The organism is Kitasatospora sp. MAP12-44 (assembly GCF_029892095.1).
Lineage (GTDB): Bacteria > Actinomycetota > Actinomycetes > Streptomycetales > Streptomycetaceae > Kitasatospora.
This window is the reverse complement of sequence record NZ_JARZAE010000004.1, coordinates 6,828,672-6,845,536: the sequence shown is the minus strand read 5'-3', so window position 1 is coordinate 6,845,536 and position 16,865 is coordinate 6,828,672. Positions and strand designations below refer to the sequence as shown.

Annotated in this window: 15 protein-coding genes; 10 read left to right on the top strand and 5 right to left on the bottom strand. The window is 73.9% G+C overall.

What is annotated here, in order from left to right; genetic code table 11:
* Position 1 precedes the first annotated feature (1 nt).
* Positions 2-433, top strand: coding sequence for an NUDIX hydrolase (locus P3T34_RS31115; RefSeq protein WP_280669370.1), 432 nt, complete (start codon positions 2-4; stop codon positions 431-433).
* Positions 434-491: 58 nt separating this feature from the next.
* Here P3T34_RS31115 and P3T34_RS31110 read toward each other — a convergent pair whose 3' ends face one another.
* A complete protein-coding gene (locus tag P3T34_RS31110) occupies positions 492-2,369 on the bottom strand; it encodes an NAD(P)-binding protein (protein WP_280669369.1) in 1,878 nt (625 codons plus the stop codon).
* 133 nt (positions 2,370-2,502) lie between these two features.
* On the opposite strand from P3T34_RS31110, the gene P3T34_RS31105 reads away from it, so the two are divergent.
* Both P3T34_RS31105 and P3T34_RS31100 read left to right on the top strand, forming a co-directional pair.
* Positions 2,503-3,744, top strand: coding sequence for a cytochrome P450 (locus P3T34_RS31105; RefSeq protein WP_280669368.1), 1,242 nt, complete (start codon positions 2,503-2,505; stop codon positions 3,742-3,744).
* A gap of 102 nt (positions 3,745-3,846) precedes the next feature.
* On the top strand, positions 3,847-4,713 hold the full coding sequence (locus P3T34_RS31100) for a metallophosphoesterase (RefSeq protein WP_280669367.1): 867 nt from the start codon (positions 3,847-3,849) through the stop codon (positions 4,711-4,713).
* On the opposite strand, the gene P3T34_RS31095 is transcribed toward P3T34_RS31100, so the two are convergent.
* Positions 4,710-5,438 carry a polysaccharide deacetylase family protein gene (locus tag P3T34_RS31095; RefSeq protein WP_280669366.1) on the bottom strand — a complete coding sequence of 243 codons (729 nt, stop codon included), beginning with the start codon at positions 5,436-5,438 and terminating at the stop codon, positions 4,710-4,712. The two genes, P3T34_RS31100 and P3T34_RS31095, sit on opposite strands and share 4 nt — an antisense overlap.
* Complete coding sequence (locus tag P3T34_RS31090) at positions 5,438-6,583, bottom strand: glycosyltransferase (protein WP_280669365.1); 1,146 nt, start codon at positions 6,581-6,583, stop codon at positions 5,438-5,440. Before P3T34_RS31090 ends, P3T34_RS31095 begins: the two co-directional genes overlap by 1 nt.
* Positions 6,584-6,954: 371 nt before the next feature.
* On the opposite strand from P3T34_RS31090, the gene P3T34_RS31085 reads away from it, so the two are divergent.
* From P3T34_RS31085 to argS, 5 genes are all read left to right on the top strand, one after another.
* Entirely contained in the window at positions 6,955-7,632 is a 678-nt protein-coding gene (locus P3T34_RS31085) for a response regulator transcription factor (RefSeq protein ID WP_280669364.1), read from the top strand.
* A 37-nt stretch (positions 7,633-7,669) separates the two neighbouring features.
* Complete coding sequence (locus tag P3T34_RS31080) at positions 7,670-9,028, top strand: ATP-binding protein (RefSeq protein WP_280669363.1); 1,359 nt, start codon at positions 7,670-7,672, stop codon at positions 9,026-9,028.
* Positions 9,029-9,110: 82 nt separating this feature from the next.
* On the top strand, positions 9,111-10,082 hold the full coding sequence (locus tag P3T34_RS31075) for a CAP domain-containing protein (protein WP_280669362.1): 972 nt from the start codon (positions 9,111-9,113) through the stop codon (positions 10,080-10,082).
* A 71-nt stretch (positions 10,083-10,153) separates the two neighbouring features.
* Positions 10,154-11,617, top strand: a complete 1,464-nt coding sequence (locus tag P3T34_RS31070; protein ID WP_280669361.1) for an NAD-binding protein — start codon at positions 10,154-10,156, stop codon at positions 11,615-11,617.
* Positions 11,614-13,359 (top strand): arginine--tRNA ligase, encoded by a 1,746-nt coding sequence (gene argS, locus P3T34_RS31065; RefSeq protein ID WP_280669360.1) that lies wholly within the window; start codon positions 11,614-11,616, stop codon positions 13,357-13,359. The genes P3T34_RS31070 and argS overlap by 4 nt, the downstream gene beginning before the upstream one ends.
* Positions 13,360-13,434: 75 nt before the next feature.
* On the opposite strand, the gene P3T34_RS31060 is transcribed toward argS, so the two are convergent.
* Positions 13,435-13,728 (bottom strand): hypothetical protein, encoded by a 294-nt coding sequence (locus P3T34_RS31060; protein ID WP_280669359.1) that lies wholly within the window; start codon positions 13,726-13,728, stop codon positions 13,435-13,437.
* Between the two features lie 247 nt (positions 13,729-13,975).
* Between P3T34_RS31060 and P3T34_RS31055 the strand changes: the two genes are divergently transcribed.
* Positions 13,976-16,069, top strand: a complete 2,094-nt coding sequence (locus tag P3T34_RS31055) for a prolyl oligopeptidase family serine peptidase (protein WP_280669358.1) — start codon at positions 13,976-13,978, stop codon at positions 16,067-16,069.
* A 7-nt stretch (positions 16,070-16,076) separates the two neighbouring features.
* Here P3T34_RS31055 and P3T34_RS31050 read toward each other — a convergent pair whose 3' ends face one another.
* Positions 16,077-16,427, bottom strand: coding sequence for a hypothetical protein (locus P3T34_RS31050; protein WP_280669357.1), 351 nt, complete (start codon positions 16,425-16,427; stop codon positions 16,077-16,079).
* Positions 16,428-16,598: 171 nt separating this feature from the next.
* Between P3T34_RS31050 and P3T34_RS31045 the strand changes: the two genes are divergently transcribed.
* A complete protein-coding gene (locus P3T34_RS31045) occupies positions 16,599-16,790 on the top strand; it encodes a hypothetical protein (RefSeq protein ID WP_280669356.1) in 192 nt (63 codons plus the stop codon).
* The last annotated feature ends 75 nt before the right edge of the window (positions 16,791-16,865 follow it).

Sequence of the window (16,865 nt, the reverse complement as noted above, 5' to 3'; positions counted from 1 at the left end):
CATGCAAGAGCGCGTCCGAGCCGTCCTCCTCACCCCCGACAACACCCTGTTGCTGATCAAGCGCATCCGACCCGGCATCCCCCCGTACTGGGTCATCGTCGGCGGCAAGGTCGAAGCCACCGACGCCAGCCGCGAGGACGCCCTGCGCCGCGAGGTCCGCGAGGAGATTGCCGGAGAAGCTGAGATCGTCCGCCTGCTGCACACCATCAAGACCGACGACGAACGCCAAGACTTCTACCTCGCCACCATCGCGAAGTGGAACTTCGAGGACCGCACCGGCCCCGAATTCAGCCAGGAAGGCCGCGGCGAGTACGTGTTGGAGGAGATCCCCTTCACCGCCGAAGCCCTCGACGCCGTGAACCTTCTGCCCAAGGACTTCGCCTCCGTTCTGCGCGAGGCCATCGAACGGGGCGAACTCCTCACCGCTCAGTAAGCGGGCTCGGCGTCGCCGCGCATGAAACGTGCGAGCGCGCTGGTGTCGATGGACTGCATCAGGCGCCCGCGGGGGCGGCCGCCTCGTCGGGCTGGGCGGGGATCCGGCCGGCGGGCGGGTCGAGGCGGGCGAACTCTCCCGAGGTCTCCGGGGCAGCGGTGTTCAGGCGCCCGAGCCCGCTGCGGGTGGCGGCCAATACCACCCGGTCGCCCGGCCGCAGCCCGCGGCTGCGATCGGCGTACCCCCACTGGTAGTTGTCCGGCTGGCGGGCCAGCCGGACGGCCAGCACCCGCAGGCCGCCGAGCGCCTCGATGTCGTTGCGGCTCATCCCCACCAGCGCGCCGCCGTCCTCCGCCGTCAACTCGGCGACCAGCAGCACATGCCGGAAGACCGAGAGCGTGCCGAGCACCTCGCGGCCCATCAGCGCCGCGGCGAAGGCGGGCGCGGCCAGGTAGGAGACCGAGCGCGAGGCGACATTGCCCAGGGTCGCGTAGACGTGATGAGCGAAGTCATCGTCGAAGAGCCGCACCACGATGCGAACGCTCTCTCGTAATGCCCGGGCCTCCAACGCCGCCTCCAGGTTGACCGCGTCGTCGTTGGTCACCGCCACCACCGCCCGGCTGTGCTGCGCCCTCGCCCGGCGCAGCTGGTCCTCCAGCGGCCCATCGCCGACCAGCACCGGTATCCCCAGCGCCCGCACCGCCGCGATCCCGCGCGCCTGCGGGTCGCGCTCCACGCAGGCCACCGGCACGCCGAACTCGCGCATCAGGGTGGCCACCCGCGTCCCGACGTTGCCGAGCCCGACCACCACCACATGCTCGCGCAGCCCGGCGCTGGGGCTCTTGGGCAGCCCGCGCCGCCCCGAGGCCAGCGCCTCGACCATGATCGCGGTGGCCACCGGCACAAAGGTGATGCTGCAGAAGGTGATCACCACCTGCGCCACCCGCTGCCAGCCGCCACCCGTCCCGCCGCTCGGATCGCCGTACTGGTCGGGCTGGGCCGCGCCGGCCGCATCGAGCAGGGTGATGTAGACCGTCCAGCCGAAGTCCCGGTTGAAGGCCCAGATCACGCCGAAGGAGGCGGCGATCGCCGCGAAGGCGCTGAAGAGCACGATCCGCAGCCGGGCACTGGTGAAGTAGAGCAGGGTGTCCTGCAGCCGGTAGCGCAGCCGGGAGGGCCAGGAGACCCGCAGCGGCGGCTCGGTGGGGAGCGTCTGCAGCACGGCGACGCTGCCGTCGTCCCCCGGCGCCCGCTCACCCGGCCGGGCGCCGGAGCCGACCGCGATCGGCCCGCCCTCGCCGAACGCGGCGGCCAGCCGGATGAACTCGCTGGAGGCGGGCCCGGTGTCGGGCAGCAGGCGCAGCCGGGTGAGGTCCTGCCGGTCTATCCCGTCGGCGGCCACGCACAGGTGGCCCGCGGTGATGTCGGCGTCGTACGCGACGTAGATGAAGCGGTCGCCGACCTGGACGGAGTTGGGCCGGTCCAGCGCGCCGTTGGCGAAGGCGGGCGCGGCGGTGGCGGAGCCGGAGAGCGCGGCGCAGTTCCGCAGCAGCTTCTGGATCTGCTCGCCCAGCCGCTGGTTGTACATCCGCAGCACGATCCGAAGCTCGGGGTTGCGGCCCTGGGCGCTGAGCGCGGCGTGGATGTTGGCCTGGTCGTCACCGTCCACCAGCGCGATCCCGCGGGCGGTGCCGACGCACGCGGCGCGCAGCGCCTCGTCGGTGACGCCGCTGTACTCCAGGACGGCGGTGACGCCGTCGAGCCGCTCGATCCGCGGGGCGTGGTCACGGGTGCGGTCGGGGACGATCGCCAGCACCGGGACCTCGTAGTGCTCGACGAGTTCGAGGATCAACCGGTGCGCCAGCGCGTTGCCACCGCAGACGATGTAGTGGTCGGAGTAGCTGACCGGAGGCGCCCCCGTTACTGCCTGTGTCATACGCCCCAACAGTACTGGCGATCGGACCGCGGCGCCGATGATCCGCCAACTCACCGATGGAGACGATCTCCTGACAATACGTGGTCGATCTGCTTAGCTGATCGGCGTCCCCGCTACCCCCAGGAGGCCGTCCGTGGAACCCGCCCGCTGTCCCTACGCCATCGACCTCACCGGCCGCGACATCCAGGGTGAGGCGCGCCGCATCCACCAGGACGGGCCGGTGGCCCAGGTCGAGCTGCCCGGCGGCGTGGTCGCCTGGTCGGTCGGCAGCCAGCAGCTGATCAAGGAGCTGCTGACCGACCCCCGGATCTCCAAGAGCGCCCGCCAGCACTGGGCCGCCTTCGTCAACGGCGAGATACCCGCGGACTGGCCGCTGGCCCCCTGGGTCGCGGTGGAGAGCATGTTCACCGCGTACGGCAGCGAGCACCGCCGGCTGCGCAAGCTGCTGCTGGGCGCGTTCACCCCCCGGCGCAGCGAGGCGCTGCGCCCGCGGATCGAGCAGATCACCGCCGAGCTGCTGGACGAGCTGGCGACCACCGAGCCCGGCACCCCCGCCGACCTGCGCGAGGGCTACGCCTACCCGATCCCGATCCGGGTGATCAACGAACTCCTCGGCGTACCCGACTCGTTGACGCCGAGCGTGCGCCACTGCGTGGACAACTTCTTCAACACCTCGATCGGCCCGGCGGAGGCCCAGGCCAACTTCCTTCAGATGCAGGGCATCCTGGGCGAGCTGGTCGCGCTGCGCCGCAAGGAGCCGGCCGACGACCTGACCAGCCGGCTGATCAGCGTCCGGGCCGAGGAGGAGAGCGGCGACGGCGCCGGGCTCACCGAGTCCGAACTGATCGACACCCTGATGCTGCTGATCAGCGCCGGGCACGAGACCACCGTCAACCTGCTCGACAACGCCATCCACCTGCTGCTCACCCACCCCGAGCAACTCGCGCTGGTCCGCAGCGGGCAGGCCTCCTGGGACGACGTGATCGAGGAGGCGCTGCGGGTGCAGGCGCCGGTGGCCAGCCTGCCGCTGCGCTACGCGGTGGAGGACATCCAGGTCGGCGACGTGCTGATCCGCCAGGGCGAGGCGATCCTGGTCGGCTACGCCGCGGCCGGGCGCGACCCGCAGCTCTACCCGGACGACGCCGAGGTCTTCGACGTGCTGCGGCCCGCCAAGGAGCACCTGTCCTTCGGCCACGGCGTGCACTTCTGCCCGGGCGCGCCGCTGGCCCGGCTGGAGGCGGCGATCGCCCTGCCCGCGCTCTTCGACCGGTTCCCGCAGCTCACCCTGGTCGGGGGCGACCTCGGCCACGTCGAGTCGTTCATCTCCAACGGCCACCCGGCGCTGCCCGCGGTGCTGCGCCCGGCCGACGCCTGACATCCATAAGAGCATCCCCCCGCCAACCACGGCAGCACCACCGCGACTTACCCTTGGCCCCGGCAGAGACACTGCCGGGGCACCGACCCATGGAGGACGGCGTTGGACCAGCAGCAGGACGGCACGGGGCGGCTGCTCGCCATCAGCGACCTGCACGTCGCCTATGAGGCCAACCGGGCGCACGCCGACGCGCTGGTCCCCACCTCTGCGCAGGACTGGCTGCTGGTGGCCGGCGACATCGGCGAGCAGGTGGCCGACATCGAGCAGGTGCTGCGCGGGCTGGCCGAGCGGTTCGCGACCGTGGTGTGGGTGCCGGGCAACCACGAGCTCTGGTCGCCGGGCCACGACCCGGTGCAGCTGCGCGGCGAGCCGCGCTACCGCCATCTGGTGGAGATCTGCCGCACGTTGGGCGTGGTCACCCCGGAGGACCCGTACCCGGTCTTCCGAGGCATCGGCGGCCCGGCGGTGATCGTCCCGCTCTTCCTGCTGTACGACTACACGTTCCGTCCCAAGGGCGCCGACACCAAGCAGGAGGCGCTCGACATCGCGTACGCCGCGGGCGTGGTGTGCGCGGACGAGCAGCTGCTGCACCCCGATCCGTACCCGACTCGGGACGACTGGTGCCGGGCCCGGGTGGAGCTGACCGAGCAGCGGCTGACCAGCGAGCTGGACGGCAGCCTGCCGGCGGTGTTCGTCAACCACTACCCGCTGGTGCGCACGCCGATGGACGTGCTGCACCACCCGGAGTTCGCGCAGTGGTGCGGCACCGAGCTGACCGCCGACTGGCACACCCGGTTCCGCACCGCCGCGATGGTCTACGGCCACCTGCACATCCCGCGCACCACCTGGTACGACGGGGTGCGCTTCGAGGAGGTCTCGGTGGGCTACCCGCGCGAGTGGCGCCGCTGGGGCGAGCAGCCGCCGCGGCCCCGGCAGATCCTGCCGGGGCCTCCCCCTCCAGTGCTCTAGCGCAGGCCGTGCTCGCCCAGCGGGCCGACCTTCAGGCCCTGCTCGGTGCACAGGTCGAGCAGCCGGGGCAGCGCACCGAGCGCGGAGCGCCAGGCGCCGGGCGCCGAGGTGACGTCCGAGTCGTGCAGCAGGACGGTGCCGCCGGCCAGCGGCGCGCGGGTCAGCGTGCGCAGCACCGAGTCGGGCGTGGCGCGGGCCGTCCAGTCCTGCCCCCAGTGCGTCCAGAGCACCGGGGTCAGGCCGCACTCGCGCGCGGCGTACAGCGCGGAGGCGCTCAGCACCCCGTACGGCGGGCGGTAGTAGCGCGGCGGCTGCCCGGTGACGTCCGCCACCAGGTCGCGGGCGCGCGCCACGTCGTCGCGGGTGGAGCGCGGGCTGCGCAGCAGCAGCGGGCGGTGCGCCCAGCCGTGCACGGCGACCTCGTGCCCGGCCGCGACCAGCTCACGGCCGAGGTCGGGGGCGCGCACCAGCATCCGGCCGAGCACGAAGAAGGTGGCGCGGACGTCGGCCTTCTCCAGCTCCTTCAGAAAGAGCGGCGTGGAGGCCGGGTCGGGGCCGTCGTCGAAGGTCAGCGCCACATGCCCGGGGTCGCCGGGGCCGCTGAGCCGGGGGGCGAGCAGCGGGCGCAGCGCGCCGAGCGAGGTGAGCGCGGGCAGGCTGTGGGCGACGGCGAGGCCGCCGGCGATGGCGGCCCCGGTGCGCAGCAGCGTGGTCGAGCGGGTCATCAGGCCACCTCGAGGACGGGCGCGACGGCGGGGGCGGAGGCCTGGCCGGGAACGGGCAGCGCGAGGCCACCGGCCAGCGCGGCTATCACCTGCTCCGCCGGGGCCACCTGCGGCCGGGGCAGCGGGACGGCCGGGTTGGCCAGCGCGGCGGTCAGCGCCGGCTCGAGCCGGCTCGGCTCGCGGATCCACACGGCGAGCCCGGCGTCGTCCAGCGCGGCGGCGTTGGTGACGCCGTGGCCGGGCAGGCAGCGGTAGCTGACCACCGGGACGCCGCTGGCCATCGCCTCCAGCGAGGTCAGGCCGCCGGCGTTCTGCACCACCACGTCGGCCGCGCGCAGCAGCGCGGGCATGTCGTCCACCCAGCCGAGCGCCACACCGGTGCCGGCCGCGGCCAGCCGCGCGCGCAGCCCGTCGTTGTGCCCGCAGACGGTGACCGGGACAGCCACGCCCGCGGCCGCGATCTCGCTCGCCGTCTCCTCCACCTCGCCGACACCCCAGGAGCCGGCCACCACCAGCGCCACCGGGCCGTCGGCGGGCAGGCCGAAGCGGGCCCGCTCACGCAGCCGTTCGGCGGCCGAGCGGACCGGACGGCAGGCCGGGCCCACCAGCGGCCCGCAGACCTGGACGTCCGCCGCGCCGTGCCGGACCGCCTGCTCGGCGGCCACCGGGTGCAGCGCGAGGTGCAGGTCGACGCCCTCCGCGACCCAGAGCGGGTGCACGGACATGTCGGTCAGGAAGGTGACCACCGGCACATGCAGCGCGCCGCGCCGACGCAGCCGGCCCAGTGCCTGGCTGGCCAGCGGGTAGGTGGAGACCACCGCTCCGGTGTCCGGCCCCACCACCGCCCTGGTCCGCCGGGCGCCCGCGACCGCGGACAGCCAGCCCACCAGCGCGGCGGACAGGTGGTGGCGCTCCAGCGCGCGCAGCAGCCAGCCCCAGGCCCACGGAGCGACCTTCAGCTCCAGCGCGTAGCTGCCGCGCAGCAGCCGGCCGCAGCCGCGCGGCAGCAGGTCGAGGAAGTCGTGGCACTCGGCCTCGAAGCCGGCCGCCCGAAGCCGGCGCACCAGCTCACCTGCCGCGCCGTCGTGGCCTGCTCCCACGCTCGCGGACACGACGGTGATCCGGTTCGACGCTCTCGACCGCATCAGGCTCCTTCCAGAGGGGCCTGACGGATCGGGCCGCGCGCTCGCGACCGTGCCCGCTGGGCCGAAGACATGGGTGGGGTGGTGGCATCGGCGCGGCGGGGGCGACTGTCGCAAACCCCGCCCGGCACGTGACCGTAGGGCGTCGAACGATATCCGGGATATATCCCGGCCGGACACCGGGTGTCCGGGGACCGACGGACCGGTGGCCGCGGACCGGCCTCACAGTTCTTCATGTCCATGCCCCTTTGGCATTCGGATGGCCGAATACCGGCGCGCAACGCACAGCATGGGTCCCGCTTGCTGAAGCCAAGCTGAAGGTTCCTGAAGGGATCTTCAGCCAACTCGCCGCAACGCCTGCGATCCTTGTCGACATGCGCGTATTGGTGGTCGAGGACGAGCGGCGGCTGGCCGCCGCTCTGCAGCGGGGTCTGCAGGCCGAGGGAATCTCGGTGGATGTGGCCCACGACGGCCCGCAAGGTCTGTGGATGGCGGGCGAGCACGACTACGACGTGATCCTGCTGGACATCATGCTGCCGGGCATCAACGGCTACCGGGTCTGCGCACGACTGCGGGCGGCCGGCAGCGAGGCGGGCATCCTGATGCTCACCGCCAAGGACGGCGAGTACGACGAGGCCGAGGCCCTGGACACCGGCGCCGACGACTTCCTCTCCAAGCCCTTCTCCTACGTGGTCCTGCTGGCCCGGCTGCGCGCACTGGCCCGGCGCACCGGCCGCCGCCGGCCGCAGAACCTGGAGTTCGGCGACCTGCGGATCGACCCCGCCCGGCACTCCTGCAGCCGCGGCGGCACCGAGATACGGCTCACCGCGCGCGAGTTCGCGGTGCTGGAGCACCTGGCCCGGCGGGCCGGCGAGGTGGTGCCCAAGCGGGAGATCCTGGAGCAGGTCTGGGACACCGCCTTCGAGGGCGACCCCAACGTGGTGGAGGTGCACGTCAGCGCGGTGCGGCGGAAGATCGACGCGCCGTTCGGCCGGTCCGCGCTGGAGACCGTCCGGGGCGCCGGCTACCGGCTGGCGACCGACGGTGGCTGAGCAGCAGCCGCCGCGGCGCAGACGCAAGCTGCGACCGATGACCGTACGGGCCCGGGCGACCCTGGGCGCCTGCTCGGTGGTCGCCGTCGCGCTGGCCGCCTCCTCGTACGCGCTGGTCGGGCTGCTGGACGCCAACCTCCTGCAGAACGCCGAGACCGACGCCGAGCACCAGGCCGACACCGTCGCGCAGCTGGCCATCGCCGGCCGCCTCGACCCGCTGCTCCAGCCGACCCACGGCGCGGACTTCCTTCAAGTGGTGAACGCCACAGGCAAGGTCCTCACCTCCAGCCAGAACCTCAGCGGCAAACCGGCCATCTCCAGCCAGCGCCCCACCACCCCGGGCACCGTGCGCAACACCTGGGACGTCACGCGGATGGGCGAGGAGCACCGCCAACGCGTCGTCCAGGTCACCACCGAGACCCCGAACGGCCTGGTCACCGTCTACGCGGGCACCTCGCTGCGGGACGCCGACGCGGCCGACGCCACCACCACGGCGGCGCTCGCGGTCGGCGTGCCGCTGCTGCTGCTCACCGTGGGCGCGGTCACCTGGTGGGTCACCGGCCGGGCGCTGCGGCCGGTGGAGGCGATCCGCGCCGAGGTCGCCGCGATCAGCGACCGCGACCTGCACCGCAGGGTCCCGGTGCCGCCCACCCAAGACGAGATCGCCCGGCTGGCCAGCACCATGAACGACACCCTGGACCGCCTGGAGTCCTCCGGGGTGCGCCAGCGCCAGTTCATCGCCGACGCCTCGCACGAGCTGCGCAGCCCGATCGCCGTGCTGCGCACCCAGCTGGAGGTGGCGCAGGCGGTGGCCGACCCGGAGCTGCGCCGCGAGTTGATCAGCGGCGCCCTGGAGGACACCGCCCGCCTTGAGCAGCTCGCCGCCGACCTGCTGCTGCTGGCCAGGATGGACGCCGCGGGGCCGGTCTCCGCCCAGCGGGTGGACCTCGGCGACCTGGTGCGCGAGGCCGTCGAGTCGCGGCGCGGCGACCGCGTCCCGGTGGCACTGGAGCTGGCGCCGGGGATCGCGCTGGACGGCAACCGGCTGCTGCTCACCCGCCTGGTGACCAACCTGCTGGACAACGCGCAGCGCTTCGCCGAGCAGCAGGTCGCGGTCTCCCTGCTGGTCGAGCCGGACGGACCGGCGGGCCCGGGCGCCGTCCTGGAGGTCACCGACGACGGGCCCGGCATCCCGGCGGCCGACCGCGAGCGGGTCTTCGAGCGGTTCGCCCGGCTCGACGACTCGCGCAGCCGCGACCACGGCGGCGCGGGCCTGGGCCTGGCCATCGCCCGCGACCTGGCCTCCCACCACGGCGGCACGCTGCGCGCCCAGGACGCCCCGCGCGGCGCCCGCCTGGTCGCCCGCCTCCCGGTCCCCCGGCCGCCCACCGATTAGTTTTCGGATTTTCTGTTATCGACCCCACCGCCACGGATCTCCCAGGGTGGACAGGCCGGCTGACGGAGAAGGTGGAACACGGGTGGGCACGCACAGTAACCGCGCAGGGGCGAGCAGGGCACAGACCGGCGACGGGGAGCAGCCGAACGTGGGCCAGCTGCCGCTGGTGCACACGCTGGAGGCTCCGCCGACCACGGCCCACGGCTCCCCCGCGCCGCGTTCGCGGGCCGCCGGGCACCGCGCGGGCGGCGGTTCCCGCCGTCGGCCGGCGGGCGGACGGCGCAGGCGCGGCGGCACGGGCGGACGGCGCCGCACCGCGGTCGCGCTCGGCGTGCTGGCGGCGCTGACCGCCGCCGGGGTGACCTGGAACAGCCTCTCCCCCGGGCAGGCCACGCCGGTCGACGCGAGCGGCGCGGCGGCAGCGCAGCCCGACACCCTGGCCGCGCAGCTGCCGGCGGGGGCGCCGACCGCGCCACCCGGCGTTGCCTCCCCCAGCGCGACCACCCCGGTGCCGCACGCGCCCGGCGCCTCCCCCGTCACCACCCCCACCGCGGCTCACACCCCCACCGCCTCGCCCGCCACGTCCGCGCCGGCGCCGGTGCTGGCGCCGCCACCGGTGCATGCCAGCACCTCGGCGCATCCCTCGCCCACCCCCACCGCGACCCCCTCGGGCGACTACGCGCAGCAGGTGCTCGCCCTGGTCAACATCCAGCGCGCGCAGAACGGTTGCGGCCCGGTGACCGCCAACGCCAAGCTCCAGCAGGCCGCGCAGGGACAGTCCGACGACATGGCGGCCCGCAACTTCTTCGACCACACCAACCCGGACGGCGCCGGTCCGCAGCAGCGCATCGACGCGACCGGCTACCAGTGGAGCACCTGGGGCGAGAACATCGCGATGGGACAGCCCACCCCGGCCTCGGTGATGGACAGTTGGATGAACAGCCCCGGCCACCGGGCGAACATCCTGAACTGCGCCTTCAAGGAACTGGGCGTCGGCGTGCACCTGGGCCCCGGCGGCCCGTGGTGGACCCAGGACTTCGGCGCCCCCGCCTGACCCCGACCCGCCGCCCGGCCAGTTGATCACCCTTGCTACGGTGAAAGCGCACCGAGAGCAAGGGGAACCTGATGGTGCACATCACCGTGCTGGGCGGCGGGATCGGCGGACTCTCCGCCGCACTCTTCCTGGGCCGCCGCGGACACCAAGTGACCGTCCTGGAAAGGGAGATCCGCCGCGCCCGCGCCGATCTCGACCGGGACTTCCTCGACTGGCAGCGCCCCGGCGTCCCGCAGGCCGTCCAGCCGCACGTGCTGAACGCCCCCGTACGCACCGTGCTGCTGGCCGAGGCGCCCGACGTGTATGACGCGATGCTGCGTCTGGGAGCCCGGGAGCAGCACGAGTTCGACTGGTTCGACGAGCATCCTCCGTACCGGCCCGGGGACGAGCAGCTGGTCCGGGTCAAGGCCCGGCGGATCGTGCTGGAGGCGGCGCTGCGTGAAGCAGCCGAACAGCAGCCAGAAGTGACAATCCATCAAGGTATAGCAGTCACAGGCCTGTTGACCGACGGCGGCAAGCGCGTCACGGGTGTGCGCAGCAGCGCCGGGGTGTTCGGCGCCGAGCTGGTGGTCGACGCCGGCGGCCGACGCTCGCCCGTCCCCGGCTGGATCGCCGAACTGGCGGGCCGGGCGCCGCTGGTGGAGAGCCACCGGATCGGCATCGGGTACTTCTGCCGCTGGTACCGGCTGCGGCCGCAGGCGCCGGAGGATCCCGGCCGGGTGCCCGGCGGAGCGGCCGCCGCGTTCGCGACCGGCGGGGTGTTCCCCAGCGACAACCGCGTCTTCGCGGTCGCCCTGACACTCTCCACCGCCGACCCCACCCGAGGCGCGCTGCGCGATCCGGCGGTCTTCGAGGCGGTGGCCCGGACCTTCGCCGGCTGTGCGCACTGGCTGGCGCTGCCGCACGACCCGATCGGCCCGGTGCGCGCGATGGCCGGCCTGGAGAACCGCTGGACGTCCCTGGTGGACGCGGACGGCCCGCTGGCCACCGGGCTGATCGGGATCGGTGACACGATGGTGCACACCAACCCGACGCACGGCCAGGGCCTGCCGCTCACCCTCTGGGCCGCCCAGTGGCTGGCCCACCACGTGGATCAGCCGGGCGGCACCGACCTGGAGACCGACTACCACCGCTGGGCGGTGGACACCCTCAAGCCCTGGTTCGACCGCCAGGTGGTGGCCGACCGCAGCCTGCGCGACCAGCTCGCGGGCCGCGAGCCCGGCCCACGCCCAGGCGCCGACCCGATCGCGGCCGCGCTGCCGTGGTGTGCCCTGGAGGACCCACTGGTGATGCGCGCCCGCGCCCAGGCCAGGCACCTGCTGCTGACGCCCGCACAGGCCTACGGGGCACCCGAGGTCCAGGAGCGGGTGGCCCGCTGGATCGAGGCGAACCCCGGCTTCACACCCCCGCAGGACAGCCCGAGCCGCGAGCTCTGGGAGCGGTTGACCACTGGAAATTACCGCGACACGGTCCTCACCGATCCAGCAGACTGGCCCGACTTCGCAGACTCCGCACAGAACGGCTGCCCTTCATGAGCTCGGTCCCCTCCCTCGCTGCCACCGTGCACGCCGGCCTCCAGCAGGCCATCGGCGTCGCACTGCCCGACGCTCCGGACTGCGACCCGCAGCTGCGTCGCAGCGACCGAGCGGACTTCCAGGCCAACGGCCTGCTCGCCACGGCCAAGGCCCTGAAGGCCAACCCGCGCGCACTGGCCGACCGGGTCGCCGCCCAGCTGAGCGCCGCCCGGCCGGCCGGCCTCGGGGTGCTGGCCGCCTGGGAGGTCTCCGGCCCCGGCTTCCTCAACCTGACCCTCACCGACGCCGCGCTGCTCGCCCAGGTCGAGGCCCGGCTCGCGGACGACCGGCTCGGCATCGGCCCGCTGCCCGGCACCGGCGTCACGGTGCTCGACTACAGCCAGCCGAACATCGCCAAGGAGATGCACGTCGGCCATCTGCGCTCCACCGTGATCGGTGACGCGCTGGCCCGGATCCTCTCCTTCGGCGGCGAACAGGTGGTCCGGCGCAACCATCTCGGCGACTGGGGAACCCAGTTCGGCATGCTGATCCAGTACCGGGACGAGTTCGGCCAGAGCGGGGACGACGTCTCCAGCCTCGACGCCCTCTACAAGACCTCCCGGGCGCACTTCGACGCCGACCCGGACTTCGCCGAGCGGGCCCGGCGGCGGGTGGTCGACCTGCAGGCCGGCGACCCGGCCACGGTGGCGTCCTGGCAGCGGATCGTGGACGAGTCCAAGCGCTACTTCGCCACCGTCTACCAGCGGCTCGACGTCCTGCTCGAGGACGCCGACGCGGTCGGCGAGAGCCACTACAACCCCCAGCTGGCTTCCATCTGCGCCGAGTTGGAGGAGTCCGGGGTCGCGGTGCGCTCGCAGGGCGCGCTCTGCGTCTTCTTCGACGGCATCCTGAACCCGGACGGCGAGCCGGTGCCGCTGATCGTCCAGAAGAGCGACGGCGGCTACGGCTACGCCACCACCGACCTGGCCGCGATCCGGGAGCGGGTCGCCGACCTCGGCGCCGACCGGCTGCTGTACGTGGTGGACGCCCGGCAGGCGCTGCACTTCCGGATGGTCTTCGACACCGCGCGCCGGGCGGGCTGGCTGCCGCCCGAGGTGACGGCCGCCCACGTGCCCTTCGGCATGGTGCTGGGCACCGACGGCCGGCCGTTCAAGACCCGGTCGGGCGACACCGTCCGGCTGGTGGAGCTGCTGGACGAGGCGGTCGAGCGGGCCTCGGCCGTGATCGCGGAGAAGAACCCGGAGCTGGCACCGGAGCAACTGGCCGAGCGGGCGGCCCAGGTGGGCATCGGGGCGCTCAAGTACGCGGACCTCTCCAACGCCCGGACCAGGGACTACGCCTTCGACATCGCGCGGATGGTCTCGCTCACCGGGGACACCGGGGTCTACCTGCAGTACGCGCACGCCCGGATCCACTCGATCCTGCGCAAGGCACCCGCCGACTCCATCGGCCGCGCCCACCCCGAGGTCGCGCTGCTGCCCGCCGAGCGGGCGCTGGCGCTGCTGCTGGACGAGTGCGAGGCGGCACTGGCAGCCGTCGCGGAAAGCCGGGAGCCGCACCGGCTCTGCACCTATCTGTACCAACTGGCCGTCTCGTTCAGCGCCTTCTACGAACAGGCGCCCGTGCTCAAGGCCCCCGATACGGCGACCCGGGAGAACCGGCTGCTGCTCTGCCGGCTCACCGCCCGGACCCTCGCGCTGGGCCTGGGCCTGCTGGGGATGGCCGCCCCCGAACAGCTCTGACGCAGCTGACGCGCTGTGGAGCCGCCTGCCCGGCCGGCATCCCGCTCCCCACCGAGCGGCCGGCCGGGTCGGCTCTCACGCCGTGGTCGCGGGCGGTACGTCGGCCTGCTCGCGCCCGGCGTGCTCGTAGCCGCGGGCGAGGTGCGCGGCGCACGCCACCACCACCCAGGCCAGCCCGCCCGCGTGGGTGTACGCGTGCCCGGCGGTGAGCAGCTGCTGCTCGTCACTGCCGCAGTGCAGGCAGGCGTTGGCGTGCAACTGCTCGCCGGTGACCAGCAACTGCTGGGCGGGGCCCTCGATCGGGTGGTAGTCGATGGGAATCGGCGGTCGAGCAGCGGTGAGCTGGTGGAACGTCAGATCTGCGGTCATCGGATCAGCTCCAGAGGAAGGTCTCCAGGGTCCCGGGCGGATCCGGGATCGGTCACCCTGTGCGCCCGCTCGACTCCGCCCATGTGCCCAGCCTGGCCCTGACGGAGCCCCGCCGCACCCCGGACCGCCAGATTGCCACCCTTCCGGTCACCTTTTCGTACTTAGGACCGACCCGCAGAACTCCTGCGCGCCCGGTTGATCGAACCCGCCAGCGGTGCGCCGACCAGCGAATGACAAGGTGTCAGCCATGCAGACGATCACGTTGCCGCAGCAGCTCGCCCGCACCCGTCGCTTCACTCTCGGTGCGCCCGACCACTTCACCGTCGCCCCGGACGGCTCGACCGTGCTCTTCCTGCGCAGCCGGGCCGGTGACGATCCGCTCGGCTGCCTGTGGGCGCTGGATCCGGACGCCGGCGGCGCCGAGCGGCTGCTGGTCGACCCGGCCGAGCTGCTGGGCGGCGCCGCCGAGCAGCTCTCCGAGCAGGAGCGCACCCGGCGCGAGCGCAGCCGCGAGCAGTCCGGCGGCATCGTCGCCTACAGCACCGACGCGGCGGCCGGGCTGGCCGTCTTCGCGCTCTCCGGCAACCTGTGGACCGTCGACACCGCCACCGGCGCGGCCCGCCGGCTGCCCGCCGAGAGCCCGGTGGTCGACCCGCGCCCCGACCCCACCGGGCGCCGGATCGCCTACGTCAGCCACGGCGCCCTGCGCGTCATCGAGGCGGACGGCACCGGCGACCGCGCGCTCGCCGCCCCGGACGGCCCCGAGGTCGTCTTCGGCCTTGCCGAGCATGTCGCGGCCGAGTCGATGGGCCGCCACCGCGGCTACTGGTGGTCCCCCGACGGCGCCGCGCTGCTGGTCGCCCGGGTCGACAGCAGCCCGGTGGCGCTCTGGCACCTCGCCGATCCGGCCGATCCCGGCCGCCCGCCGCGCACCATGCGCTACCCCGCCGCGGGCGGCGCCAACGCCGAGGTCACGCTCTGGCTCACCGCGCTGGACGGCTCCCGCACGCCCGTCGACTGGGACCGGGCGGCCTTCGAGTACGTCGCCGCCGCCGGCTGGGACGCGCACGGCCCGTTCGCCGCCGTGCAGAGCCGCGACCAGCGCACCGTGCGGGTGCTGGCCGTCGACGGCGCCGACGGCTCGACCCGGCTGCTGCACGAGAGCCGCGACGAGCACTGGGTGCAGCTGATCGACGGCCTGCCCGCCCGCACCGCCTCCGGCGCCCTGCTCACCGCGCTCGACGCGGGCGACACCCGGCGCCTCGCCGTCGACGGCGCCCCCGTCACCCCTCCCGGCCTCCAGCTGCATGCCGTCCTCGGCACCGACGGCGACACCGTCCTGTTCGCCGGCTCCGCGGAGCCCACCGAGACCCACCTGTGGAGCCACCACCCCGCCCACGGCCTGCGCGCGCTCAGCACCGAGCCCGGCACGCACACCGGCGTCCTGCGCGGCGGCACCCTGGTGCACACGGCGCGCTCGCTCGACCGGCCCGGCAGCCGGGTGACCGTGCTGCGCCCGGGCCGCCCAGCCGTCGAGATCGCCTCGCACACCGAGCGGCCGGTGCTCGACCTGCGGGTCACGCTGTTCAGCGCCGGGCCGCGCGAGCTGCGCACGATGCTCTTCCTGCCGTCCTGGCACCGGACCGGCGACGCCCCGCTGCCCGTCCTGCTGGACCCGTACGGCGGGCCGGCCGTACAGAAGGTGACCGCCGACCAGGGCGGCTGGACCTACCAGTCGCAGTGGTTCGCCGAGCAGGGCTTCGCGGTCCTGGTGACCGACGGCGCCGGCACCCCCGGGCGCGGGCCGCGCTGGGAGCGCGAGATCCACGGCGACATCCTGCCCCCGGTCCTGGACGACCAGGTGGCCGCCCTGCATGAGGCCGCCCGCCGCCACCCCGAGCTCGACCTCTCCCGGGTCGCCATCCGCGGCTGGTCCTTCGGCGGCACGCTCGCGGCCGCCGCGGTGATCTTCCGCCCCGAGGTCTTCCACGCCGCCGTCGCGGGCGCCCCCGGCACCGACTTCCGGCTCTACGACACCCACTGGCGCGAGCGCTTCCTCGGCCACCCCGACCAGTACCCCGAGCGCTACGACCGCCACTCGCTGGTGCTCGCGGCAGCACGGCTGACCCGGCCGCTGCTGCTGGTGCACGGCTTCGCGGACGACAACGTCTTCACGGCGAACACCCTGCGACTGTCCAGCGCCCTGCTGGCGGCGGGCCGCCCGCACGAGGTGCTGCCGCTCAGCGGGGTCAGCCACGCCGCGCCCACCGACGGCTCGCTGCTGGAGAACATGCTCGGCCACCAGGTGGAGTTCCTGAAGCGCTCGCTGCCTGCCTCCTGAGGTTGTCCTACGGCTGGACGTCGCTGCGCCCGGAGACCCAGGCGAGCGCGTCGTGCACGCCGCGCGCGTAGTCGCGGGCCTCCTGATCACCGGACGGGTCCAGTTGGCGGACCTGGGCGGCCTGCTGCTCGGCGCCGAGCTGCGCCGGGCAGGGGCCCTCCGGCCCGGTGGCCAGGCTGTCGGTCACCGGGGCGAGCGAGCTGCGCCCCAGTGCCCACAGGTAGCCGTCCAGCGAACCGCGGTGGAACCGGGACGGCTCGAAGGGGGTGTCGCCGATGTACTCCAGGCGCGCGAGCGCGCTCTCAACCTGCTCCCGGGAACGCGCCCCGACCCGGGACGTCACATCGTGGCTGGTCATGAGGGCAGATTAAGCGCGCGGGGGCACCCGGGGCGCTCCCGGACGGCCAATCCAGCGAACCCAGCGGGCCCCGGCGGCCAGTTTCCAGGTGCGCGGCGCGGCGCTTCGGCTGCACACTCGTGAGAACAGAGCCGTCAGGCCCGGCCGCCCCACGATCCATGGAGGCATCCCATGTCCGAGTCCATCGACAGTGAGTCGCTGCCCACCCCCGACCGTCTGCTGCACACCGGATCCGAGAACCAGATCGACCCCGAGGACCTCGTGATGGCCACCGGTCGGGACGTCACGCCCGAGCGGGTCGAGCGGGCTCGCCTGGCTCTGGAGCGGGACGGAGCCGTCGCCATCGAGCGGGTGCTGCCGTAGCGCTTCCGTAGCGCCTCCGTCCGCCGACGCGTCGCGGTACCGGCTGCCACTGTGAGTGACAGCCGGTACCGCGGC

Excerpts from the sequence above, each read along its gene's own strand:
- P3T34_RS31055 (WP_280669358.1), top strand. The coding sequence starts at position 13,976 with ATGCAGACGATCACGTTGCCGCAGCAGCTCGCCCGCACCCGTCGCTTC.
- P3T34_RS31115 (WP_280669370.1), top strand. The coding sequence starts at position 2 with ATGCAAGAGCGCGTCCGAGCCGTCCTCCTCACCCCCGACAACACCCTG.
- P3T34_RS31060 (WP_280669359.1), bottom strand. The coding sequence starts at position 13,728 with ATGACCGCAGATCTGACGTTCCACCAGCTCACCGCTGCTCGACCGCCG.
- P3T34_RS31070 (WP_280669361.1), top strand. The coding sequence starts at position 10,154 with ATGGTGCACATCACCGTGCTGGGCGGCGGGATCGGCGGACTCTCCGCC.
- P3T34_RS31045 (WP_280669356.1), top strand. The coding sequence starts at position 16,599 with ATGTCCGAGTCCATCGACAGTGAGTCGCTGCCCACCCCCGACCGTCTG.
- P3T34_RS31090 (WP_280669365.1), bottom strand. The coding sequence starts at position 6,583 with ATGCGGTCGAGAGCGTCGAACCGGATCACCGTCGTGTCCGCGAGCGTG.
- P3T34_RS31095 (WP_280669366.1), bottom strand. The coding sequence starts at position 5,438 with ATGACCCGCTCGACCACGCTGCTGCGCACCGGGGCCGCCATCGCCGGC.
- argS (WP_280669360.1), top strand. The coding sequence starts at position 11,614 with ATGAGCTCGGTCCCCTCCCTCGCTGCCACCGTGCACGCCGGCCTCCAG.
- P3T34_RS31050 (WP_280669357.1), bottom strand. The coding sequence starts at position 16,427 with ATGACCAGCCACGATGTGACGTCCCGGGTCGGGGCGCGTTCCCGGGAG.
- P3T34_RS31110 (WP_280669369.1), bottom strand. The coding sequence starts at position 2,369 with ATGACACAGGCAGTAACGGGGGCGCCTCCGGTCAGCTACTCCGACCAC.
- P3T34_RS31080 (WP_280669363.1), top strand. The coding sequence starts at position 7,670 with ATGACCGTACGGGCCCGGGCGACCCTGGGCGCCTGCTCGGTGGTCGCC.
- P3T34_RS31085 (WP_280669364.1), top strand. The coding sequence starts at position 6,955 with ATGCGCGTATTGGTGGTCGAGGACGAGCGGCGGCTGGCCGCCGCTCTG.